Raw genomic sequence first — 24,242 nt, 5'->3', positions numbered from 1 at the left:
GTTTACTCCACCTTACCAAAAAGAAAATAACAATAATTGCAATAATTGTTATGTCGAGAGAAGGTAAAACAATAGCAAAGTCACCAAATTCAAATTCCATTTTATAGCGCCCTTCTTTCTGCATGGAGTCCTATCTTTCTCCACTTCTATCATTTGATTTATTACGCTGAATAAATCAAAGCTCATCACTCATATCTAATCAAAAAAATTAAAAATTACATGACCAACTTTGTCATGTACCCAATCAATCTGACTAATTTCCGCACTGCTTAAACTATGGTTCGATTTAAATTTATGCATAGGCTGGCTAAGCTCATCTGTTTTGAAAACTGTATAGTTGGAGGTAAGCTGATCATAGAGAGCTGGTATATCTATAAATGTAATGTTCGTATCACTAATTTCCGAAGCAAATGCCAGATAGGGATAATGTTTATTTAACAGCATGAAAAACTGTTTTTCCTTGATTTCAACTTGCACGTTATAAAAGTTGATCGGATATGCTGGAGAGGTAAACTGAATAATTTTCCCCTTGTGCTGCAGGGCCAATTCAAAGCATATTCGTTTGAATTGTTTTCCATCTACTTCTGGCGGTGGGGCTTCTCCTGCTCTATAAAAGCCTGTTATTCCATAGGGCATTTTCATCATCTTTTTCTCACGCGCGTACTTTCGCTGCTTTCCTATTTAATATAAATGACCAGCCAAAAGCAGCTATTAATCCAATCCAAAAAATAGCAAAGTTAGATAACAAATAATGATGAAAAAGATAGAAATATAGCTGATTTGTAAATAAGGAGATTAAGAAAACGTAAAAGCCAACCATACACGCTTTTTCCCAATTTTTAGTTTCCTTTTGAGACATCGCTTTAAAGAAGATCCCCATACTGTCACCTCATTCCTCTATTCATAACGTTCATTCCTTTACTTACATTTTTTCACAAATTAACAGGAAAGGGAAGATATTTTTTCGGAGTATTGAACAACGTATGACAGTAGCTGATAGCGCTCAACACTTTTTTATCCAAAGTATTGATAATGATTTTCATTCACTGTAAAATAGGTATTATCTTTGTCGTTATAGAAAGAGGTTTTAATAATGGAGCCAATCAATTTTTCAGCCAATGCAGTTACTTCAGAAGAGGAACTTCGGGAAATAGTAGGAACACCACACGAACATGTTATTAAAAAGAATGTTTCGTTAATAGATGACCAATGTAAGAGATTTATCGAGATGTCACCACTGTTTTTCCTATCTTCGTCAAATGCGGAGGGTAAGTGCGATGTCTCACCAAAAGGGGACTTCCCGAGTGGCGTTCACGTATTAAACAACAAACAATTAGTAATTCCGGATCGTCCAGGGAATAAACGCGTTGACTCGATCATCAATATATTATCCAATCCACATGTTGGACTATTGTTCCTTATTCCAGGGCTTGGAGAAGTACTGCGTATAAATGGTCGTGCAACCATTATTAAAGATCCTGAGATTCTAAGCAGTTTGAGCCTGAAAGGAAAACCGCCATTGCTAGGGATTGGGGTAGATGTAGAAGAGTGCTTTATCCACTGTCCACGTGCATTGTATCAATCAAAAGTATGGAACACTGACTCATGGCCAGACAAAGCAGATCTCCCATCCAGTTTAGAAATATTTCATGCAGCTTTACGACATAATGGTGTGAAATTGAAGAAATAAGAGTTTGATAGTTTTTTAAAAGTTAAACAATCCTGCTATTAGAATAACCAGCATTACAGCAAGATATATGTAGCTTTTCTTTAGATAAAAAGCAATCACACCTGCTACAGAGACGCCAACCCAAAAGATATTATCTGCCAGTGGTGGCAACAGGTCAAAGAAAAATAGATCAATTGAAAGCTTTACTATTAGCAGGATTACTAATGCAAGTAAGATTGAGTCAATTGTTTTATTTTCTTTTTTCCTGTTTATATTAGATTCCAAGGAATCCCCCCTAGGTTAGGTTATATGCGCGATTCTTCTATCTTAGCCATTATTTTGTTATAGATTACCTTCATATGTGGTTCGTCAGAATATGTATTTATTTCCTCAAAAGGAATCCACTGAACATCACTGTTCTCATCAGGCTTTACCATAAGTGGCGCATCCTCATCTACCTCCAGCAAATAAGCCACTGACAGGTGTAAATGTGGTGCTACATATTTCCCTTTTTTTTCATGTCCTAATACAGGTAAAATGTCTAACGATAAAAGCTCTTCTGTGATCGGACGAATATCTTCCACACCGGTCTCTTCTCGCACCTCTTTAATTGCCACATACAGCAAGTCATCATCTCCGTCTGCATGTCCGCCAGCCCATGACCAGGAATTAAATATATTGTGATGAACCATTAACGCTTTGTTTCTATTTTTATTTACAACAAAAGCAGAACTGGTTATATGTGCGATTTCGTTATTTCTCGTGAGAAGATCGTCAAACTTATCTATACAGTTAACCACGATTTCTTTATCTTTTTCTTCCTGCTCATTATACGGTTTATAGTTTATTATAGGTTCGATCCAACTCATACTTTGCCTACTTTCTTTTAGAAAAATACTAAATAATTGTCTTTATTTTATCATAGCATACTCACTTTTGTTTAATTTCCCATTCTTTTTACTGTTTCATTACTGGTGTTATAATCGGAAACATATAACGACTCATAGCCCTCAAGTTAAGGTAAGGCTTTTAAAAAAGCAAGGTGAATACGTTACCGTAATGAATACAAGCTAAGTATGGAAGGGAATTTTTATGAGTTTTGTGAAATATATGAAACCATTTATAAAAGCTCTTCCTGAAGTTTTGTCGATTTCGAAACTGCAAGAATTGGCTCCTCAAAACTCCTGAAGATATCCTTAATTGCTCATACATTTGATTCTTATGGACAACTTTTCCTCTTTTCCTCTTCAGCTGTCCGTAAGAATGGATTATATGATAGAAGGGAACGGCTAACTATGGAAAAAAACTCTCTAAAAGTATTGTCTCCTTGTACAAATTTCATGTTAAAACACTAAATGCTTTCTTCGACAAAATCGATACGTGAAAAAATAACAAAGCCGGCAACGCACCTAATAGCAGCGCTCTGCTTATATCTAACAATGAATCATTATCAAACAGAAATATTAACCCAATCATGGATAAACCACCAATCGCGTATACCAAAAACCCCACCATATATTTTATGTATGTATTACGAAACCGCATTGACTCTATATATCTATCTACAAAGGCAGAATAAAGCCCACCACCTATTGCAAATACAGGTAGTGAATAGAATATATAAAGTGAGACTTCAATCAGTGGGGGTTTTACCTCCACTGATTGCTAGCGAAACTTATCAGGAAGTTATCGTCCGTTTATCCCCCACTCATCTTCTTATTTATCTCTGGAATCTTGAAGTGGGGGGGTATTACGGACGGTTAGCGCCGTGATAAATTACCAATAACGAGTGAAAAGAAAAATAACCAACTCCTGGTTCTTGCTCAGCTATTGGTGTATACTCGATAAAAGCTAAAAATAGAGAGAAGATTACCGAAGAAAGCAGAGCAACAATACTCTTTTCCAAAAACTTCATTTAAACACCACCTTATATGCACCTAATCGTGCTCTACTAAAACAATACCAGATCATGGAATCTTTTTAAATCTAATCATTAAACTAACTACACCCTGTTCCCTTCAGAATTACAGGGGTGTAACTATTACGGTTTGATTTAATAAACTGTCACTGCTTCTCACCGGATGCCTCTTCTATCAAAGCCACCCATGAGCCAGAGCCAGGTGTCCGCAAAGCCAGTTTTCCTTCTATTTTATATTCATTTCTTACTTTTACCCATTCGACCGTCACCCGTTCTTCTGGCTTCCACTGCGCTTCATCGATCAGTAGCCATTGCACACTCCACTCATCATTATAAACCCACGGGTCGAGTTCTACTGATCCTTCCTCCGGAAAATAGACCGCATACTGTATACCTACATTCGCAAAACAATAGCAACCGTTTTCATTTCTGTTGGTTAATAAATGATTCGCAGGCCTACAGGCAAAAACGTCCAATCTTTTTACAAGTAAGTCCATTGCTCGAAGCTGGTTCTGTGCTGTCGCAGAAAGGCCCATTCCCCAGTTCCCTTCGTTTCTATGAAAACGGGCGGAAGCACTCCCGCCAAAAATATCGCGCCAGAAACGCTGGACCGCTTCTGTTGTCGTACCTGCTGAAGTATTGTATGCGATTCGTTTCTTATCAAGTTGCTCATGATCTCCGTATATTTTTTCGTGATTCATCGGGACAGGTGTTCTTGCATGGATGATATTCCTGAATTTTTGGATCTCATCCCAATGGGCTTGCCCTTTCTCTCCTTTGGAATCCTGATTAATTTGTGAAATATCAACGAAGCTATATAGTTCCGGGTATTGAAGAAAAGTGCGGACTGTACTGGAAGGATGCATATGCATAGTTGTGACTTCTATTTGCTTGTTCTGCTTTGCAGCTGACTGATGTATGACGGTCGCCCAATAATTTTCCCATTCCAGACCTGCCCAGCTTTCATTATTAATGTTATACAAACAATGATCGTATTGTAAGGTGATTTCCATCAATTTTTCAATATATTGGTTTTGATAGGTAAGTACCGCATGATTTTGATCGGTAACGGTTTTGGTGAATGACGCAGGAGCTTCTAAATCCCGCTCTTCATAGTTAATATTATTTTTTGGATTCCATGGCAACGTATTCCATAATTTCAAATCATGCTGGTCCCATAATGTAATTTGGGGGATGATCTCTCTTTTTTTCGTTTCCTCTAAGAAAAAAGATAACCGCTCCCAATAGGCATCATTCCACTGATCTAAATCATAGGTGTCTGCTTTTATTTCTTTAAACGGATATACATTGCCAGAATCACGGTCAGACATCGTGTTGCGCACATAGTTGCCACCAACGGTTTGAAGCAGGTCTAAATGGTCCGTTAATCTTTCCCCCACCCATTGGTATAAATTATCATCATTACTCGCGCCAATCAGTAATACCGGTTTACCTTTGTACTGCCAATAAGCTGGATTATCTTTGAAGGGTTGAATTCTGTTTTGGTTATACATCTCTTCACCTCTTATCCATTTAGTTCTATACTATCATAGAATCGCTTATGCAAACTTTTGAATCTGTTATAATTCTTTACTTTTTATCTGTATCTTTTTCATAATCTTGCTTCAATAATGAATACATTAATAAATCATCAAATTTGCCACAAGTAAATTCATAATTTCTCAAAAGACCTTCTTGTATAAAGCCCTTGCTTTCTACTAATTTTTTTGATGAACTATTAGGCGGTTCAATTAATGCTTGTATCCGCTGCAGGTTCCATTGTTCGAATCCATATGTAATAATTGCTCCTAACGCTTCACTTGCGATGCCATATCCCCAGTATTCTTTACTTAATTCAAAACCAATTTCAGAACGGCGATGCTCTGAGACAAAATTGAGAAATCCACAACTGCCTATAACCCGTCCTTGCTCTTTTATAGTGATGCCCCATCTTATACCCTTGTTCTCTTCAAATATTGACTGATACCACGCAAGTTCGTCCAGTGCATCATCAATCGATTTAAAAGGTTCCAATCCGTAGTATTTCATGACATCTTGATCAGACAGATAGGCTAACATACTTTCTGCATCATCTTTGGTTACTTGTCTTAGAATCAATCTATCCGTTTCGATTACGGGAAAATTATTTTTGTCTCTCATCCTCATCATCCTTTTACCATCACTAAATTTAATTATGTCCTATATCAACGATAGGCTATGACATTATATTAGCATAAAATTCCATCGTATTATGTTCAATTAGAGATATTCGGCATTCTTCTGGTATTTTATTGAGTGTCAGCATTTTAAATTTCACTGTGATGGGAAACCTCTTTTCGTCTTGTCGGAGTCTATGTGTCGCCCTTCGCTTTGGTACAGACTCTTCAACTAGAAGGGAATCATCATTTGTCTTCTTTCTTTTTAAACACTACAAATCTTGTTGCGCCGCTTCCCAGTTTTGTCTTCTTTCCCACTAAACGATACAAATCTCGGCTACCAGCACTACTCTTTTGGGTCCTTTCTCATTAAATGATACAAATCTCGTGGGATCGCTTTCTGATTTTGACTACTTTTTCTTATCTCGCTAATAAGAATGTTATATACTTTTCATTCTGATTAGAAAAACTCGGCATTCGCCTCGTTTAATAAGGATGCCGAGTTCTTCTTATACTTGCTATATTCTAAATTTTCACTACGTCGAACTGGTTAATTTTCTTAACATCTAAAAATAGACGACCACTTGATGATCGTCTATTCCAACGCTTATAACTCGTAACACGACTATCCACGCGTTTACAATGTCGTAATAATCGGTCCGTCTTTTGTCAGTATAATCGTGTGTTCATATTGTGCCACACAGCTTTCGTCAGTTAGGAAGGTCCAGCCATCATCTGATTGGTACACTTCCTCTTCCAATGTAGAGATAAAAGGTTCGAAGGCAATGACCATACCATCTTTTAAAATTTCATCATCCCAGCGCGAGTGGAAATTAAAAATATGTGATGGTGCTTCATGAATCGAACGCCCAACGCCATGCCCGGTAAGATTCTTGATAACGGTTAGGCCATGCTGTTTCGCTACATTGTGTACTGCTTTACCGAGCGCACTTTTCTTCGCACCTGGTTTTGCCTTCTCCAGTCCAGCATCAAAAGCTTCTTTCGCAACGTCACATATTTTTTGTAAAATCAATTCTCCCTGCCCAATGACAAAAGAAATGCCGGTATCCGCGAAATAGCCGTTTTTCGAACCTGACACATCGATATTCACAAGGTCCCCTTCTTCAATGACCCGGTCGCCAGGAATCCCGTGGGCAACTTCTTCATTAATACTAATGCACGTATATCCAGGAAAATCGTATTCTCCTTTTGGCGCAGATTGAGCTCCGGCTTTTTCAAACATTTCTCCTGCTAATTCATCGAGTTCTTTTGTAGTCACGCCAGGTTTCGTACTCTGAACTAACTCATCACGGATTGCTCCGCAGATTTTACCAATTTCTTTTAATCCATTAAAATCCTCTTCTGTCTTTGCTATCATTGTTGTTCCTCACTTTTTATCTTATTTATCATTATCATTTTAACATAAATGGGAAGGCTGGCCTTCATCAACGAGGCACGCTCATTTCTATATTTTAATATAGGGTTTGGTGTTATTGCAAAGTATGATGAATGGCATTGTTTTGCGACAGAATAAAAAAAGGGAATACGAACCACATCCGGTTCGTATTCCGCTCTCTTCTATTCATCTTTTACCATGCATAAGAATTTGGTGCTGCACCGTAACCAGGGAAAATCTCATCCAAACGGTCAAGTGTTGCCTGATCTAATTCAATTTCGACCGCACGCAAGGATTTTTCAAATTGATCCAGAGTTCGTGGGCCGATAATTGGTGCATCTAATGCTGGATTATGCAGTACCCAGGCAAGGGCTACATCTGCTTCATGCTCTCCCAAATCCTTACAAAGATCAGAGAACGCTTCCAATTGTGAACGATGTTTTTCCACTCGTTCTGTTAGAGCAGCTGACCGTGAGCCTTGAGCTGGATTTAATGCGTTGCCACCAAGCAGTCCTCCATCTAATGGACTCCAGGCAATCACACCAATGCCCTGGTCCTTTGCTGCAGGCAGTACTTCCAATTCCGGAAGACGACATAGTAAGCTGTATTTATGCTGTTCAGAGACAATGCCTAAGAAATGACGTTCCTTGGCAGCTGCCTGGGCCTTAATCAGATCCCACCCTGCAAAGTTACTGGAACCAACGTAATCAATCGTGCCTTTCTGAACTTCCGCCTGAAAGACTTCCCACAGTTCTTCCCATGAGACATTGCGATCAATATGGTGCATTTGGTACAACTCAATGTGATCAGTCTGCAAGCGCTTAAGTGATCCTTCTAAATGACGACGGACCTTATAAGCAGAAAGAAATCTCCCCTCATTTGGACCATCGTTTTCATCGCCCATATGATTATATACTTTCGTAGCAAGCACCACTTTTTCCCTGCGATTGCCACCTTGCGCAAACCATCTGCCAATAATCTCTTCTGTCCAGCCATGATGACCTTTTCCGCCATATACATTTGCCGTGTCAAAGAAGTTTATCCCAGCATCAAGGGCAGCATCCATTATTTTGTGTGCTTCCTTTTCCTCTGTTGCCGGACCAAAATTCATCGTTCCTAAACATAGTTTACTAACTTTCATGCCTGTTCGACCTAAATTGGTGTACTTCATTGTTTCCCCTCCTGTGTATTTGGCTTTTCACTTAGAGTATAGGGGAATTGTATAATTTAGGCAATGAATGTGTCTTGTTTGAGAAACATTATCTTTACGAATTGAATGTCTGATAGTAATTCGCCATTGATTGGCAAGCTCTCTATAACATTTGTTTGTGTTGATCCACTAAAAAAGATGCCACCTATACATAAATCAGGCAACACCTTTTTCATTTAAATAAATGAAGGTAACGGATCCTTAAAGGACATAATATCTAGTTCTTCCTCATTTACCAAACATTCATCCAATGATTGAACCATCACATCCTTATCCATATTACTTCCTATAAATACGAGCTCTGTCATTCTATCTCCTGCTTGATCATCCCATTCTTCAAACAAAGCAGGATCTTGTACTTTTAATTCATCTAGTTCTTCTTGCGAATAGCTGGCCAGCCATCTGCCTGCTCCCTCTAAAGTCAACATTGATCCTGCCTGAGACAAGAGTCCTGCAACCTCATTTCTTGTCACTAGCCAAAAGAAACCTTTTGCACGGATAACTTCTGTTGGCCAGTTTTCTAACCATTGATGAAATCTCTCTGGATGGAATGGCTTTCTGCTTCTGTAAACAAATGAACCAATTCCATATTCTTCTGTTTCAGGTACATGCTCCTGATTCAATTCCTTGATCCAGCCAGCACCCTGACTTGCCTTTTCATAATTGAATTGATTGGTATGGAGAACTTGCAATGGATCAATTTCTCCAAAGCTTGTTGCAATAATATTTGCTTCCGGATTTAGTTTATGAAGTACATTCGTTAATTTAGCAACTTCCTTATCTGACAGCATATCTATTTTATTTAACACGATCACATTAGCAAACTCAATTTGATCAATTAATAAATCAACAATACCTCTTTCATCATCATCCGAAACATGTAATTGCCTGTCTATTAATAGATCTTCTGATTGATAATCCTCCCAGAATTGCTGACCATTGACCATTGTTACCATGGTGTCAATCTGGAAAAAGGCGTTTAAATCTATTCCTAATGCTTCGTCATGATAAGCAAAGCTCTGCGCAACAGGGATTGGTTCAGACACACCACTTGATTCAATCAGCACGTAGTCAATGTCCAATTGAGCCAATTTCTCTAATTCCACTACTAAGTCCTCTCGCAGGGTACAGCAGATACACCCATTTGTCATTTCTACCAAATTTTCTTTCGTTCTCACAAGGCCTCCTTCTTTTACAAGCTTTGCGTCAACATTAATTTCACTCATATCGTTAACAATAATTGCTATTTTCAAACCTAGCTGATTTTCAAGGAGATGATGAAGTAAAGTTGTTTTTCCAGCTCCAAGAAAACCACTTAAAACCGTTACAGGTATTTTTTTACTCATTCCTTTTCTTCCTCTCTGTCTAAGTACACCCGACTAGGTGTAGCTCCATCCTGAAACAAATACTTGCCGCTATATCCCTCTGTCTCCTGATCAACTTGTGCGATGACTAATTGACACACTCGCATACCGACTTTAAGTTGAACGGGTATACGATTTGCATTAAATAACTCTAAAGTGATCTGACCGGAGAAGCCCGGATCGATCCAGCCTGCATTTTGAATAAAAACGCCTAATCTACCGATAGAACTTCTCCCTTCAACAAAGGCTGTTAAAATGTCAGGCAAACGAATTTGCTCTGCTGTTGTTCCTAACATAAACGTTTTCGGCGGAATCGTAATAACCTCACCAGCTGTCACTTGCATTTCATGATAATTTGCTGGACTGTTAACCGATAAAATAGGGGTAGATAAGTCATCCACTACTAAAAAATGCTCGCCTAGACATAGATCAATAGACGCTGGCTGTATATTTGATTCCTTATACGGAGTAATGGTAATTCGTTCTTCATATATGGATTGTTTAATCGTATGTCCTGATAAGATCACTCGTTCTCACTCCTGTTATGAAATTCGCCAATGGAATGGGTTTCTGAATTGTGACCAGTCTTCCTCCATCTCTGACTCCGTTAATAGACAACGATCTAGTTCACTGGTTATCTCCTCAACATCCAAGTCCATTCCGATGAATACAAGCTTTGTATGACGATCTCCAAATTCAGGATCCCATAAGTCCCTTACTTCTTTATTCGTTCTTAATAGCTCATTACGCTGCTCTTTCGGAAGAGAATCCACCCAATAAGCTAGTGGTTCAACATTTACGGAAGGGCCAGCTTGTGATAACAATAATGCGATATCATGATGTGTCACACACCACATCACACCTTTCACCCGAACGATCTCTTTGGGTAAATCTTGATACCAACTTACTAATCGATCCGTGTGAAAAGGCAGCCTTGACCTATAGACGAACGAACTTATTCCATATTCCTCTGTTTCCGGCGTATGATTTTCCACTCCTGCATTAAGTTCCTTCAACCAGCCTGCTGATGCACTGGCTTTTTCAAAATTAAACAAACGGGTATTTAGTATTTCCTTCGGATCGATTTTACTATGTTGTGTGCGGACAATTTCCGCTTCAGGCTGTAGCTTTCGGATAACTTTCTCTAACTTTTGTAAATCTTCCTCTTTTACCAAATCTGTCTTATTCAAGACTAGAACATTACAGAATTCAATTTGGTCAAGTAACAAATCTGCAATATTACGCGTATCCCCTTCACCTACCGCCTGTTGTCTCTCCAGCAAGCTGTCTCCTGAACCAAAATCATGCCAGAATCGATTTGCATCAACAACTGTAACCATCGTATCCAAACGACAATATTTCGTTAAATCAATTTCCATTTCTTCATCAATATAAGAGAAGGTTTGTGCAACAGGAACAGGCTCACTTATTCCAGAAGACTCAATCAGAATGTAATCAATATCTCCTTTTTTCACGAGGCTTTCCACTTCTACTAATAAATCCTCTCGCAATGTACAGCAAATACAACCGTTAGACATTTCTACTAACTTTTCTTCTGTACGGGAGAATCCACCCTGTGATTGGACCAGCTCACTATCAATATTGACTTCACTCATGTCATTGACAATTACCGCTACCTTCAAGCCTTCACGATTATGTAAGACATGATTCAATAATGTTGTTTTACCAGCACCTAAATAACCACTTAATACAGTTACTGGAATCTTCTTCATTTGTTTCTCCTCCTATTCAACTTATAAAATATAATCCTGCGGCAAGAAATGATGCACTAACAACACTTGTCAACATTTGTTTCCATCCGATTGATACAGCATCCTTCCAGCTAAGCTCTTTGCTGATAGTAAATAATGTAACAAGGCAAGCAGATAAGGTCGATGCCAAGTAAACAAGAATAAATAGTTGACTGGAAGACATATTCATTAATAAACTGCCCTGTCCCTCATTTAAGACAAGTAAGCCATCCTTTCTAATAAAAGAAAAAATCAAACCAGGTGCTGCATCTGCTGGTAATGAAAATAGATATAATAAAGGCATCGCAATCCAGCTAAAAATCGATAATATGCCGATAGTATCTAGTACTGAAGCAACCAGACATATTAACAAGAAAATTGGCATAGCCTGCAATAAAAATTGCTTAATCACACCTGAAAACTTCCACCAGAATGCACGCCAATTGATTTCCTGCAAATGTGGCAAAGGGGCAATTCTTTTTAGTTCTTCTGTTGCTGTTCTATTCCAAATCCTTGTATGAATAGCACCAACTACTAATAATACGAGCAAATAAGGTAAAAATAAAAAAGGGACATGTGCAGCATTGAAAATTGATAAGTTAGCACCAATTTGATAACTGCAAGCTGAACCAAAGGAAATCATCGATACACAAGACAGCCGGGTGCAACTGCTACAACTTCTGCTTTGCATGACGGCGACAACATTACAGCCAAAACCTGTGATAACAGGAAGCAAATCTCTTCCTGTTAACCCTATCTTTCGAAGCCACGGATCTAAGGCATTTGTTAAATGTTCTTGTATACCAATCTCCTCTGTAAGAGTAGTAGTGATACTGATGAACAGGACAACAGGAAATGCCCAAAGAAATGAATACCAACCTAAGGTAATGACACCGTAATCACCTACTAACACATTAGCTAAAAAGGCAGGAACCTGCTCCACCATAGTGGTTATCGGTATCAGCAAGTATTGTTCTGTCACCGGTTCTAGCCAGCTGACAAATAAATAAGCTGCCAATACTGGCAAGGCAAACATCGTCAGAATAATTAAACAAGCTAGCATTGGACCTACTATTTTCAAACGAAAAATTGGTATTACTTTATTAACAGGATGAGGCGACGAAGGCAGAAAATGAAGGATACTCGCAGTCACCGCCCATGCTCTGGCATTCTGAATACAAGTAATTACTTTTTCTTGTTCCGCAAAATCCATCTTTCTGGCATTAATCCAGACTACCGGTACCTGCAAGAGTTCTTGCACTCTGTTTTGTTCAGCTCTAGCAGGTAAGTACTTATCCCGGTGAGTTGCAACAATCGCTACTTTTTTACCTTTCAATTTCAATTCCTTCTCCAGCTGGATCAGTTCTTCTGCCAGCTCCGTTGCTTTTACAACTATAAGTAAGGTTTGTTCCCCTTCTATATGATCTAAAGTAAGTTGGGTATTTTGGCTGTCCATATCAAATTGAATGCCTGGTAAGTCTGTTAATCGCATAACACTGTTTAATTTACATGATGCTGTTAAGGCAGCTATTGTTGATCCTCTTACATTACTAGCCAACGCTCGGTTTTCCCCAGTCATATGGCGAAATAAGCCGGATTTCCCAACTGACTCACACCCTACTAACATGACTTCTACCGGATTAGCATAGGGAGGCGTAACGCTTTCTAGCATTGACACCTCTCCCCACACATAGAGAGATCATTAAGATAAAAGTTTTCTCGTTTATACTCCTCTAATATCGATAAATCTAAATCTAACCGGTGACCGATTGTTTCTGCTATAACAGCAAAGCGTTGACGAAATTTGTATATATAACAGAAGATATGATCATTGTGGCGAAGCTCTGGTCCTGCTAGAAATAAGCCAGGTGTCGCTACAGATTCGTCTCTTTCATTAACTAGAACTTCGCCGTGCTTTCCACGCTTCACTAAATTTTCTATCATTGATGTGCTGCCTGAAAAGCCAGTAGCTAATATCGGTTTCTCCTTTGTAAAGAAAACTTTCCCACTACTCGTATACACGTCATATCCTGACGATACTTTTTCGATACGTGTCACTGCTGTATTGCCTACAACCCTTAATAAGTCTGAATCCAATAAGGGGCGGACACGACCATATGTATAGGTTGACAGGGCAGTACTAGGATCACTACTATCGATCTCCCAAGTATTCGTTCTTGCTATTAATGTAGATCTCTTACCTGATCGCCCTAGATGAAATGCTGCATCCATACCACTTTCATATCCTCCGATGATAACAAAATCATCACCTTCCACGTCCTCCCAGGATGGAATCAAGCTATTGTGCACACCAACTTCTGCACCCGGAAAAGGCTGCAAGTCCGGATATTGATATTGCCCTGCTGCCCAGATAACATATTGACTTTGATAGATTCCTTCTGTCGTATCTATGGAAAAGATGCCTGCACTCTTATGAATTTGATTTACTTGAACACCTTCTTTAATAGGAAGTGTAAAATGATCTGCTAACACATTAAGGTATTCTGCATAAGCTTCACCAGTGGGATGTTCCATATCTATTGTGTATGCTGGTGACGTTTTTGGAACAATGGCATTTAAATCTGTCTGACCAAAACCTTGCGCAGGAAAGGAAGGAGTTATAAATCTCATTTCCTCTGGCCAAAGCTGAAACGATGCTCCTACTTCTTCTTTCTCTATAATTAAGTAGGAAGTGCAATTCATTTGTTGTAATAAAGCGCCGACACCAATTCCGGAAGGACCTGCTCCAACCACAATGACGTCATATATTTGATTCATCCATACCACCCCAAATAATAATCATTACGATTTAAAACGCAAAAAAATTAAGCAAGACAATATTGAAAACCTCTCTCCAGTTCCTCAAAATCGAGATGCTTTCCAATAAAAACGATCTCACTTTGTCTTAACTCATCATTCACCCATTTAAAGCTTTCAGTTCCTGCAAATAGCATATGTACACCTTGGAAAACCACTCTGTTCTCCAGTTGCTTAATATAGAGCACACCCTTATAACGATATAAATGTTCTCCTTTAAACTGGACTAAATAAGCGAACCATTTATTCACTTTTTCTAAATCAAGCGGACGGTCGTCTCGAAAAACACAAGATGTGACTTGATCATTATGATGATGGTGATGTGTTTGAGTTAATAGATTTGGATCCATTGTTAATATATATTCTAATTCAAAGGATTTTTTCCCTATTAGATCTCCACTGTCTACATTCGCATATGTCGTATATATCCGTTCTGCTTGTGGATTCATGTTAATCAGCTGTTGTTCCAATTCACTTTTTTCAGCTTCTGTGATCAAATCCATTTTGTTTACTATTAGAACATCTGCAAAGGCGATTTGTTGCCCTGGCTCTTCTTCTTTTACATGATGCCAAATATGCTTGGCATCAACCATCGTAATCACACTGTCCAATTCAAATGATGCTGCTGTCTGTTCATCCATTAGAAAGGTTTGAATAACAGGAGCTGGATTAGCCATACCGGTAGTCTCAATAATAATGTGGTCCATTTCTGTTTCCTGTTTCATCATATTAGTTAATATGTTGATTAAATCTGCTCGCACATTACAACATATACAACCACTGTTTATCTCGAGAATTTCTTCCTTTGTTGACACCACCAAGTGACTATCAATCGACGTATCACCAAATTCATTGATAATGACAGCAACATTCTGTTCTGGCATATCTTGCAACAAATTATTTAACAATGACGTTTTCCCAGCCCCTAAGAAACCAGTTAAAATAGTTACTGGAATAGGGATTTCTTGTGACAAGACTTTTCCTCCTTATAAAGTAGGCTATGATCAGAAGGGTTATTAACTTTCACTGATCAGTAATGAATCTTAACTTTTTGTGTCTGTATACCCCCACTTAGCTTCTTTCTATTACTTAAGAATTGGAATGGGGGTCTTACAGACGTTTAACACTGTGATAAACATTCATGGTTTTGTTACCAACTTGCTTTTTTCACACCAGGCACTTGACCCTTATGCGCATATTCCCTAAAAGCAATACGGGACATGTTGAATTTGCGCATATAGCCACGTGGTCTACCTGTCACTTCACAACGGTTTTTCAACCTTGTCGGTGAAGAATCCCGAGGTAATTTACTTAGTGCTTCATAATCACCTTTTGCTTTTAGCTCTCTTCTTAATTCTGCATATTGCAAAACCATTTGCTGCCGTTTTTTCTCTTTAGCTATTTTGGATTTTTTAGCCATTTCTAATTACTCCTTTCGCTATTCACAATTTCGTTTCAAGGTTTCTAATATGTTAAATCGTAATAATTACGAATAAAAATCATTATAAACGAAATTACTCGTAATGTAAATAGTAATGGTTACGATTTACAAAAAACAATAAAGCTTTTCTATTATTTGTTGCTTTACTCGTCTTGTTATAAATTATATGCGATGCGCTCCGCTGCCTTTCTTGCCCCAGCAATATTCCTAGAAACAGGTCCAATTTCTAATTCTGCAAGAGCTCCGGCAACATAGAGCCCCCGTTTCCATTTAAGAGAAGAGGAAACAATAGGAAAACCACAAGAAGAACAAGGTAGATCCCATTGCTTTATCGTCTTTTTCAGCCACTCTTCCCCTGGTAATCTCGACTCTGCACCAGTAGCAAGGATTAAGGAATGACCTGATATGGATTTATCATTTGTTACGAACAATTCCACCGTATCGTCTATCGTTTTGGCACCATGTATTTCTTCTGTGATAATCGTCAGTTTACCATTCCTTACTTGTTTTCTTAACTTCACATGCAGCTCACTTGTTATGGAACCTCGGTGTCTTGCCTCTTGAATAACCTTTCTTCGTTCACTGTAGCAATTCATTTTCTGATAGTTTCTTAAATTTTTTGGGCCCAGCCAGCCTGGATCACTATCAAAATCTTTGATTCGAAACGGATGACGCTTCACTAAAGTAACAGAATGTATGGTATTTTTGTCGGAAAGTGTGTATGCCAGGTGAGCTGCCGTCATCCCCCCTCCTACTATAACAATATCTCCTTCATGTGGAAGAGGTGTTTCCATATCGAATACATGACTAATAGTTGCTGCCTTTTTGTATGGACAAGCCCATTCTGGATAATGTGCTTGATGATTTACACCCATTGCCAGTACAACACATTCTCCTCTGACAACTTGATTGTTGGAAGTCTTTACCTCCCAACAGCCATTTGACCACGTAAGTTCCTTCACTGTCCCTTGTCGCCAACAACGTTGAATCCCTACTTTATTCATTTCATCCATACTGTGCTGATTAAACATATCTAAACGTGGCCTTGCGTACCTTCCTTTGAAAGGTCTGGCGTAGTCCTGATGACGTGAATATTTTTTTAGACTAAATGGGTCAGCTCCCAGATGATGAACAGAGGGAGATCTTAAATAAGGCATACCGGTTTTGGCTGTTAACGTTTGCCACATATACATGGGTTCCGGATAGGTATCGATGACCAGCATTTCCTTTTTGTTTACGCCATTTTCAAGTAAACGGGTGGCCACACAACATCCTTGCACTCCTCCCCCTATAATGATCCACTTATACATATAAGAATGACTCCTTCTTCTGATGATCCTCTTACTTTAATAGCAAGGTAGGTTAATACCAAACAACCTTTTTCTGTTTCAATCATACTCATCCACTGGACTACTGCATCATTACATTAGGAATTGGGAATATTAAAATAAAATAGTTTATGTCTTTTATTATTTCTTCTGCTTGAATGAACAAAAAATGTACAGTCAAGCCATTGGATGTTCGCATACATGATTTCTAGTTTACGACTAATTTCTTCCTCCATTACTGTCATTTTTTTAATAAGTTCCGATAAAGTCATACCAAAATCACACGCTATTTTCTCATGTGGTGATTCTGTTTTCACTTGATACATCAGCTCTTCTGTCGAATGTACCTGTGCTGCTAAATCATCCTCCATTTCAATCACACGATTGTATAAGAATCGCTCTTGTTCTGAGTAATCGTTTAAGATTTTACGTAATAACAAGTTAACTGTATTACTATTCATATCCGTATCCTTTCTGGAATTACTTCTATTCTATCAGTTCATTAACAAAACGTAATCATTACGATTTATATTGTATACTTTATCTTGAAACATGTAAAGAATCAAGTTTGCTACATTAATTCACAGTTCTACTTTACATAATCTCTATTTTAATAATCCAAAATTCATCTTGAGCATGATGCTTGTACTTACACCCCGCCTCTTTTTATGCAGTAAAAAAACCGGGCATATATAAATATTGCTATAGCTGTGATTTCTATTATAAAATACGGGTAATAACTTATAATCTACTAAAGAGGTGACGACTTATCGCAAACATACTGATGATAAACGTGCCGGCTGAAGGACATGTCAATCCTAGTTTAGGCATAACAAAAGCTTTTGCAGACCGTGGTGACAACGTCTACTATATCTCTACGGAAGATTACAAGGATCGCTTAGAGGGTGTAGGAGCAAATGTTGTCCTGCATGATAATTATCTAAAAGGAGCAGAGATCGATCCTGGTAGTTCAGATGGACTTCATTCTTTTTTAAACATATTCTTGAAAACCTCTTTTGATATTTTATCTGTAACCAGAGAGTTAGATAAGGATATTTCCTTTGATTTTGTTTACTACGATTCCTTTGGTCCGGGAGAATTAGTGAGAGACTATTTACATATACCTGGCTTCTCGTCTTCAGCATCCTTTCTAATTCCAGAGGATTATAAGAAGAAACTGCCGCTCCATCCTGAAGCTGCGGGATCTCTTCACTTTAATGAAGAAGGGAAAGTCCTGTTAGACAGGGTTAAGCAAGAATTTGGTGTGGCACCTAAAAACATGCTTCAGTTCATGCAAAATCAAGGAGAGAAAACAATGGTATATACGAGCGAGTATTTCCAACCTCGTCTGGAGGAGTTTGGTGAGGGGCATCATTTTATTGGCCCCAGCTTTCCTCAACGAAAAGGTACAATTGATTTTCCCTTTGATCAGATTGAAAATGAGCAAGTTCTTTATATTTCCATGGGAACTGTTCTGGACCATGTCGAAGCTTTCTTTAATATGTGTATCGATGCTTTTTCCGATTTTCCAGGGAAAGTTGTGATTGCAGCAGGATCCAGTGTTGATTTCGAGAAACTAAAGGATGCTCCAGAAAACTTCATTATTCAAAAATATGTCCCTCAGTTAGATATTCTGCAGCATACGAATGTATTCCTGACCCACGGGGGCATGAACAGTGTGAATGAAGCCATCTATTATGAGGTCCCAATGGTCGTGATCCCGCGCGATAAGGACCAGCCGATGGTAGCCGCTCGCCTATCAGAACTTGAAGCGGGTTATGCGATCTTTCCAGATGAGTTAACGGAAGAAGCACTGAAAAATGCAGTCAATCAGATTGTGGAAAACGATGATTATTATCAGGGGATCGAAAAAATTAAGAGCAGTTTTCAGTCTTGTGGAGGACCGGCAGAAGCGTTAGAGATTATTGATGATTATCTGGATGGGAAAAAGTGAATGCAGAAGGAACCTGAACAGGTTCCTTCTCTCCATTGTTTAACAACTATCTAATCTCTAGAATCAATCTCTTTTAAATACTTAATTAGAGACTCAAACTTATACGTTTTTTGCACTAGACCATTTTCATCAAAAATAATAAAAGCGGGTTCTTCTTTTAAATCTAATTCAGGATAGGTAGTTTCTGATGATTCAAGAGAACTTTGGTATATAATTGAGTAATTACTAATATTTATCCCTTCGTTGCTTAGTTCTTCTGGATTAATTTCATAGCCGACTGAATAAATGGAATACTCACTATTCTCACTTGGCATTAAATTAGTGTAATGACGAGCGAATTCATCTTTTTCACTGCATCCAAATAAGAAACAGCAGCCTAAAACCAAAAATAAAATTCTTTTAACTCTAATCACTTCCTTTCTTATTATTAGGAGAATTAGTATCTCTAGGTTTGTTCTGCACATTTTCTATAATTATAACAAATGGGGAGCAATAGTCCTTTTTTTATTGGATCCTTACTCACTGGAGCACTTCATTATCGCAGTCTCTCAAGCGTATAATCTTCAACTAGTTCTATATTCTTTTTGTTCTTGATATAGTTCTTTATTTGCTGTTTGATATTTGGTATCAGTAAAACGGAATCTAATTCTTCTAAAGGGATCCATTTCACCGCCGATTGATGAAGATCTGGATGTTGGGGTAATCGCGGTACGGAGTTATTTTTTAATGTACATTCAAAAATGAGGTGTAACCCATGTTTTTCATTGACATTATAATCGCCAGACTGTTTATGCGGGGCAAGTTCATAAATTATTGCTAACGGTCCAACGTCGACCTGTGCTGTCGTTTCTTCTAATACCTCTCTTGCAACACCCTCTAATATCGTTTCTCCCGGTTCTAAGCCTCCGCCAGGTAAATTATAATGTATGCCGTTATCATCATATTCTACTAAAAGGATAGAATTATTTTCGATTATTAGACCTGTACATCGTATTCTTACATGCGACATGTGTTCACCTCGTTTATCTGCTGTCAGATTTTCTTTGTTTCTATCAAGCGTTTAAGAACAAATTCTTTCAAATTTTTAATCCTTTCTTGATATATAACCATTTTTCAAATTGTTCTTTTGATGTAATATTATCATTCAGTACGGCATCATAAATTTCTACGCTAAAAAAAGATTTGCGATATAAAGAATGGCTATGTAGTTGATTCTTGATGTTTAAAATTGATTGTCTCTTATTATTATCAACTTTAGCCTTTAGTTCTGCTATTTTACTTTGTCTTTGCTGGACCTCTTCTGGAGGAATCAACCATATATCGATTTTCCATTGCTGGTCAAAAATTTTTGTATAAATCCCCAATACAATCCATTAGGTAACCCCGGTGTATTACCCATTAATTCATTTCTAAAGATCATTTTTGCGGGATTCATCATATCTGTAATTTCTTTACCTAATTCAAAAAATGTCGTAACGTTAATTGATTCAGATTCAAGGTAAATATCTAAGTCTCGCCAAGTCATTAATTGCAAAAAATAACTTCCACTTATTTGTGGATTACCGAACTTTCGTAACAAATCATAGAATCCGTTTTCATAAAGAATGTCATATGCTTCATTTGATATTTCTTTATTTAATACCTCTAATTCCAAGCTCAAACCTATCCCTCCCGTATTTCCTTTTCTCAACTAATTATAATGAAATAACAGTTAGAGAGTTTTCACTTCTAAGAGATTGTTAAAGAATGAAGCAAATGCTTAATAATCAATAGAATACTTTTTGTCCCTTATGATCCGTATATGTCACATATCCATCATGATCAATGCGAATTTCGGTTCCCATTTTTAAATTTCAGGAAAAAACTGATTATAGAAACTTGCTCAACTTCCTTGATCGAACTTATTGAATATTTTTTTCTCATGTATATCTTAACATAAATATCCATTTATATTTGTTATTGTTTTACATACCTTTTAAAAAAGAAGATGAAGAAACTACACTTAGGATTTCCAATGATAGGGCTAAAGCTTGTACCAAAAAAATTTAGTGTAGAGCCTTCTTCCTTCTTTATCCATCCTATTAAAAAGTATCTAATTGATCTAGATTATTTTCTTTAATACCGTCAGGTTCACTACGAATAATGTCTCGACCATACTTATGAAATACATCGACATGTTTAAGTTTCCCAGCTTTTGCTTCATCTATTGCGGTTACGTAGTCTAACTCTCTACCGCTATTCGTTTTAACTGCAATAATATCGCCGTCATCATTTTTTCGAACAGCAACAATTTGTTCTTTTCCAAGCTCTCCTAATGCTGGCACTTCCTGCTGAGCCTGTTCCTCCCCTTGCTGTTTATAATCTTGATATATTTTCTCGAATTCTTGATTGTCCATATTCCATACCTCCTAAATATACATGTAGTTTATAACGAAGGGACATTTTTATGTGTAATCTCTCCCCCAACATATGGAGAGCACATAATCGATTTAATTTATCGCAAAATAGTGGTACAGGTTGACGTATATAGTAATCCGCATTACTCTGAATAAAGATGTACGAATTGAAGCATTAAGAGGAGCATTAAATATGAATAAAACACAATCATTAAATGAAGTATTGCCTGAACTGAAACCGTTTCTTCAAACCACATGGGATAAATCCGGATTTGAAAAACTAACAGCCATTCAACTACATACGGCCCGTTTTATAATCAATGGAAAAGATATCATTGCTGAGTCACCAACAGGCAGCGGTAAAACGCTAGCTTATCTTTTACCGCTTTTGCAACAAATCGATCCAACTCAAAAAAATACCCAAGTTGTTATCTTAGCATCATCCCATGAACTAGTGATGCAAATAAATCAAGAAGTTCAGGAGTGGTCAAGAGATAGTGGAATTGGAAGTGCTACACTGATTGGTGGAGCAAACGTAAAACGACAAATTGAAAAGTTGAAAAAGAAACCGCAAATTGTAATTGGAACACCAGGAAGAATGAACGAACTAATTAACCAGAAAAAACTAAAGATGCATCAAGTAAAAACGATTGTACTGGATGAAGCAGATCAACTGTTAGTACCTGAACATATATCTACTATCGAAAAAATTGTAAAAAGTACCATGAGTGACCGGCAAGTACTCGTCTTTTCGGCAACTCTACCTAAAATCGTACAATCAAAGGCAGAAGAACTAATGAACAATCCTGAAGTAATTCGAGTAGGCAAAGAAGATGATGATCGACCAAATGTAGAGTACATGTATCTTGTTAGTGAAGCGAGAGATAAGATTGAATCGTTACGAAAGCTCGTACGAAATCATGAAATGAAAGCACTTGTCTTCGTCAAAGACATTACAACGCTTTCGGTACTGGCAGAAAAACTAATATTTATGGGAATCCATGCAGGAGTTTTACATAGTGACTCCAAAAAACAAGAACGCGCTAAAGCAATTAAAGAATTTCGCGAAGGAACATCTGAACTACTACTAGCTTCAGATGTTGCTGCAAGAGGTTTAGATATTCCTGATTTAACCCATGTTATTCATATGGACTTGCCTAAGGAGACGGCACAATTTGTTCATCGCTCCGGAAGAACTGGGCGGTTAGGATCTGACTCAGGAACCGTTGTAGCCATTGTCACGGAGAGTGAGGAGCGACAACTGCAGAAGTTTAGTCGCCAATTAAATTTAACTGTTTCAAAGAAAATCTTATTCAAAGGAAAATTAGTTGATTCAAAATAAAGTGAGACTTTGATCAGTGGGGGTTTTTGGACCCCACTGATCATTTAGTGAAACTTATCAGGGTGTTAAGGTCTGTTTACTCCCACTTAGCTTCTTTGTAACACTCGAAGTGGGAGTTTTACAGACGGTTAGCACCGTGATTAAGGTACTTTAATTTCCTTCGATGAATTTTAACAATCTGTTGTGTAGCCATCTACAATCACTAATTACTAGCAGTTGATTTTTAAGATGTTAAGCTAAGGATATTCAATTTTTGAAAATACCTGTATACTTTGTTTATTTTTTTCTGATGTTTACCCTTTGAGTTTTCCATATTCCCAAACTCAAAAAACTTTACCTTTTTAATGCCTACGTATTGAAACAATGCTTTACGCATTAAAACTTTATGAGCATTATTTAACCAAAACAATGGATAAAAGGTTGGACCTTTCATTACAGAAATACATACGACTGATTTACCCTTCAACAAACCAACTGGTAACAACTTACCGTTATCTTTGTAGGCAAATCCTGCTGCAAACATTTTATCAATATACCCCATTAACATAGCAGGAGGCCTTCCCCACCATATAGGATAAATAAAAATAATCTTTTCAGCCCACGATAGTTGATCCCGATATTTTTCTAATTCTGGAGCTTTATACATATCTCTTCTCTTCTTTTTCTCTCCAAATTCAAGAACCGGATTGAATTTTTCTTCATATAAATCTAAAACTTGAACATTTTGTATAACATGATTTTCATCACAACCTCGAAGTACCCCTTGTAAAAATGCATAGCTCAAGCTTTGATGATTTGGATGGGTGAAAACTATTAAAACGTTCACTATTAAACACCTTATTAGTTATCATTTGATAACTAAATATTAACACCAACTCGATTTAGTTGTCAATTGATAATTGTTTTTTGATAATATATTTGATACTTTGTAAATGAGGTGATTTATATGGACAAGGCTAAGCTTTTCCATCAGTTTGTTCGATTTACTACATCTGTACATCAAATGACAAACGATATGACAAAAGAAATCAAAATTGAAAACATTACTACCGTTCAATACAAAATATTAGAATTTATTACAGTTAGCCAACCAGTAACTCTTAGTGAAATAAGTGAATGCTTGCATTTATCTTTACCTAATTCTAGCCGTGAATTAAAGAAACTAATTGAAAACCAACTATGCGAAAAAATTATTGATTCGAATGATCGTCGTAAATATGACATTCGTCTCACCGAAAATGGAACAGAGCTAATGAATAAAGTATTTCAAGAGCTTGAATCAAAATTTCAAGATCGAATTAACAATTTAACAGAGCCTGAACTGAAAGAAATTGAAGAGGCAATCCAAATTTTACAAACTAAATTTTTGCATAGGTGAAATGGAAAGGACCAATTGGAAAGACTTTATGTTAACTTTAAAATGTTATAACTTATCTTTCCATAAGAAAGACCTCTAGCCTGCGCTTTTTAGTGTAAAAGTAAGACGCCAGGGGTTAAAAA

At 37.5% G+C, this 24,242-nt stretch carries 28 protein-coding genes; 4 read left to right on the top strand and 24 right to left on the bottom strand.

Going from position 1 to position 24,242, the window contains the following annotated elements; translation table 11 throughout:
* Nucleotides 1–195 precede the first annotated feature (195 nt).
* Entirely contained in the window at nt 196–636 is a 441-nt protein-coding gene (locus MUN87_RS18800; RefSeq protein ID WP_244742778.1) for a hypothetical protein, read from the bottom strand.
* A 16-nt stretch (nt 637–652) separates the two neighbouring features.
* Complete coding sequence (locus MUN87_RS18795) at nt 653–880, bottom strand: hypothetical protein (RefSeq protein WP_244742776.1); 228 nt, start codon at nt 878–880, stop codon at nt 653–655.
* A gap of 213 nt (nt 881–1,093) precedes the next feature.
* Between MUN87_RS18795 and MUN87_RS18790 the strand changes: the two genes are divergently transcribed.
* Nucleotides 1,094–1,690: an MSMEG_1061 family FMN-dependent PPOX-type flavoprotein gene (locus MUN87_RS18790; RefSeq protein ID WP_244742773.1), complete on the top strand. Its 597-nt coding sequence runs from the start codon at nt 1,094–1,096 to the stop codon at nt 1,688–1,690.
* 15 nt (nt 1,691–1,705) lie between these two features.
* On the opposite strand, the gene MUN87_RS18785 is transcribed toward MUN87_RS18790, so the two are convergent.
* The 17 genes from MUN87_RS18785 to MUN87_RS18705 all read right to left on the bottom strand — a co-directional run bounded on the left by MUN87_RS18785 (nt 1,706) and on the right by MUN87_RS18705 (nt 17,511).
* The gene (locus MUN87_RS18785; RefSeq protein ID WP_244742770.1) at nt 1,706–1,954 is read right to left on the bottom strand and encodes a hypothetical protein; all 249 of its coding nucleotides are present in this window, start codon (nt 1,952–1,954) and stop codon (nt 1,706–1,708) included.
* A gap of 20 nt (nt 1,955–1,974) precedes the next feature.
* On the bottom strand, nt 1,975–2,538 hold the full coding sequence (locus tag MUN87_RS18780) for an NUDIX hydrolase (RefSeq protein WP_244742767.1): 564 nt from the start codon (nt 2,536–2,538) through the stop codon (nt 1,975–1,977).
* A gap of 469 nt (nt 2,539–3,007) precedes the next feature.
* Complete coding sequence (locus tag MUN87_RS18775; RefSeq protein WP_244742766.1) at nt 3,008–3,145, bottom strand: hypothetical protein; 138 nt, start codon at nt 3,143–3,145, stop codon at nt 3,008–3,010.
* A 274-nt stretch (nt 3,146–3,419) separates the two neighbouring features.
* Nucleotides 3,420–3,584, bottom strand: coding sequence for a hypothetical protein (locus MUN87_RS18770; protein WP_244742763.1), 165 nt, complete (start codon nt 3,582–3,584; stop codon nt 3,420–3,422).
* Nucleotides 3,585–3,733: 149 nt separating this feature from the next.
* Complete coding sequence (locus MUN87_RS18765; protein WP_244742761.1) at nt 3,734–5,101, bottom strand: hypothetical protein; 1,368 nt, start codon at nt 5,099–5,101, stop codon at nt 3,734–3,736.
* Between the two features lie 76 nt (nt 5,102–5,177).
* Nucleotides 5,178–5,747, bottom strand: a complete 570-nt coding sequence (locus tag MUN87_RS18760) for a GNAT family N-acetyltransferase (protein ID WP_244742758.1) — start codon at nt 5,745–5,747, stop codon at nt 5,178–5,180.
* 633 nt (nt 5,748–6,380) lie between these two features.
* On the bottom strand, nt 6,381–7,121 hold the full coding sequence (map, locus tag MUN87_RS18755) for a type I methionyl aminopeptidase (protein WP_244742755.1): 741 nt from the start codon (nt 7,119–7,121) through the stop codon (nt 6,381–6,383).
* A gap of 211 nt (nt 7,122–7,332) precedes the next feature.
* Nucleotides 7,333–8,310: an aldo/keto reductase gene (locus tag MUN87_RS18750; RefSeq protein WP_244742753.1), complete on the bottom strand. Its 978-nt coding sequence runs from the start codon at nt 8,308–8,310 to the stop codon at nt 7,333–7,335.
* A gap of 215 nt (nt 8,311–8,525) precedes the next feature.
* On the bottom strand, nt 8,526–9,695 hold the full coding sequence (locus tag MUN87_RS18745) for a GTP-binding protein (protein WP_244742751.1): 1,170 nt from the start codon (nt 9,693–9,695) through the stop codon (nt 8,526–8,528).
* Nucleotides 9,692–10,240 carry a dCTP deaminase gene (dcd, locus tag MUN87_RS18740; protein WP_244742748.1) on the bottom strand — a complete coding sequence of 183 codons (549 nt, stop codon included), beginning with the start codon at nt 10,238–10,240 and terminating at the stop codon, nt 9,692–9,694. The genes MUN87_RS18745 and dcd overlap by 4 nt, the downstream gene beginning before the upstream one ends.
* Before the next feature lie 15 nt (nt 10,241–10,255).
* Nucleotides 10,256–11,446 carry a GTP-binding protein gene (locus MUN87_RS18735; RefSeq protein WP_244742746.1) on the bottom strand — a complete coding sequence of 397 codons (1,191 nt, stop codon included), beginning with the start codon at nt 11,444–11,446 and terminating at the stop codon, nt 10,256–10,258.
* Between the two features lie 16 nt (nt 11,447–11,462).
* Nucleotides 11,463–13,136 carry a nucleoside recognition domain-containing protein gene (locus MUN87_RS18730; protein ID WP_244742743.1) on the bottom strand — a complete coding sequence of 558 codons (1,674 nt, stop codon included), beginning with the start codon at nt 13,134–13,136 and terminating at the stop codon, nt 11,463–11,465.
* Nucleotides 13,130–14,242, bottom strand: coding sequence for an NAD(P)/FAD-dependent oxidoreductase (locus tag MUN87_RS18725; protein ID WP_244742741.1), 1,113 nt, complete (start codon nt 14,240–14,242; stop codon nt 13,130–13,132). The genes MUN87_RS18730 and MUN87_RS18725 overlap by 7 nt, the downstream gene beginning before the upstream one ends.
* A 47-nt stretch (nt 14,243–14,289) precedes the next feature.
* Nucleotides 14,290–15,255 (bottom strand): CobW family GTP-binding protein, encoded by a 966-nt coding sequence (locus MUN87_RS18720; RefSeq protein ID WP_244742739.1) that lies wholly within the window; start codon nt 15,253–15,255, stop codon nt 14,290–14,292.
* Nucleotides 15,256–15,431: 176 nt separating this feature from the next.
* A complete protein-coding gene (gene rpsN / locus MUN87_RS18715) occupies nt 15,432–15,701 on the bottom strand; it encodes a 30S ribosomal protein S14 (protein WP_244742736.1) in 270 nt (89 codons plus the stop codon).
* Between the two features lie 176 nt (nt 15,702–15,877).
* On the bottom strand, nt 15,878–17,032 hold the full coding sequence (locus MUN87_RS18710) for an FAD/NAD(P)-binding protein (RefSeq protein ID WP_244742734.1): 1,155 nt from the start codon (nt 17,030–17,032) through the stop codon (nt 15,878–15,880).
* Between the two features lie 116 nt (nt 17,033–17,148).
* On the bottom strand, nt 17,149–17,511 hold the full coding sequence (locus MUN87_RS18705) for a hypothetical protein (protein ID WP_244742731.1): 363 nt from the start codon (nt 17,509–17,511) through the stop codon (nt 17,149–17,151).
* A gap of 308 nt (nt 17,512–17,819) precedes the next feature.
* On the opposite strand from MUN87_RS18705, the gene MUN87_RS18700 reads away from it, so the two are divergent.
* The gene (locus MUN87_RS18700) at nt 17,820–19,004 is read left to right on the top strand and encodes a macrolide family glycosyltransferase (RefSeq protein ID WP_244748011.1); all 1,185 of its coding nucleotides are present in this window, start codon (nt 17,820–17,822) and stop codon (nt 19,002–19,004) included.
* Between the two features lie 50 nt (nt 19,005–19,054).
* Here the strand turns inward: MUN87_RS18700 and MUN87_RS18695 are convergent, their stop codons facing one another.
* The 4 genes from MUN87_RS18695 to MUN87_RS18680 all read right to left on the bottom strand — a co-directional run bounded on the left by MUN87_RS18695 (nt 19,055) and on the right by MUN87_RS18680 (nt 21,400).
* A complete protein-coding gene (locus tag MUN87_RS18695) occupies nt 19,055–19,417 on the bottom strand; it encodes a hypothetical protein (RefSeq protein ID WP_244742729.1) in 363 nt (120 codons plus the stop codon).
* A gap of 122 nt (nt 19,418–19,539) precedes the next feature.
* Nucleotides 19,540–20,013 carry an NUDIX domain-containing protein gene (locus MUN87_RS18690; protein WP_244742726.1) on the bottom strand — a complete coding sequence of 158 codons (474 nt, stop codon included), beginning with the start codon at nt 20,011–20,013 and terminating at the stop codon, nt 19,540–19,542.
* A gap of 300 nt (nt 20,014–20,313) precedes the next feature.
* Complete coding sequence (locus MUN87_RS18685; protein WP_244742723.1) at nt 20,314–20,664, bottom strand: hypothetical protein; 351 nt, start codon at nt 20,662–20,664, stop codon at nt 20,314–20,316.
* Between the two features lie 421 nt (nt 20,665–21,085).
* A complete protein-coding gene (locus MUN87_RS18680; protein WP_244742721.1) occupies nt 21,086–21,400 on the bottom strand; it encodes a DUF3892 domain-containing protein in 315 nt (104 codons plus the stop codon).
* Between the two features lie 193 nt (nt 21,401–21,593).
* On the opposite strand from MUN87_RS18680, the gene MUN87_RS18675 reads away from it, so the two are divergent.
* Nucleotides 21,594–22,742, top strand: a complete 1,149-nt coding sequence (locus MUN87_RS18675; protein ID WP_244742719.1) for a DEAD/DEAH box helicase — start codon at nt 21,594–21,596, stop codon at nt 22,740–22,742.
* A 223-nt stretch (nt 22,743–22,965) separates the two neighbouring features.
* On the opposite strand, the gene MUN87_RS18670 is transcribed toward MUN87_RS18675, so the two are convergent.
* Complete coding sequence (locus MUN87_RS18670; RefSeq protein ID WP_244742717.1) at nt 22,966–23,568, bottom strand: NAD(P)H-dependent oxidoreductase; 603 nt, start codon at nt 23,566–23,568, stop codon at nt 22,966–22,968.
* 120 nt (nt 23,569–23,688) lie between these two features.
* Here MUN87_RS18670 and MUN87_RS18665 point away from each other — a divergent pair, with 120 nt between their 5' ends.
* On the top strand, nt 23,689–24,120 hold the full coding sequence (locus MUN87_RS18665) for a MarR family winged helix-turn-helix transcriptional regulator (RefSeq protein WP_244742714.1): 432 nt from the start codon (nt 23,689–23,691) through the stop codon (nt 24,118–24,120).
* The last annotated feature ends 122 nt before the right edge of the window (nt 24,121–24,242 follow it).

It is taken from the genome of Gracilibacillus salinarum (genome assembly GCF_022919575.1).
Lineage (GTDB): Bacteria > Bacillota > Bacilli > Bacillales > Amphibacillaceae > Gracilibacillus > Gracilibacillus salinarum.
This window is presented reverse-complemented; position numbering and strand designations above follow the sequence as displayed.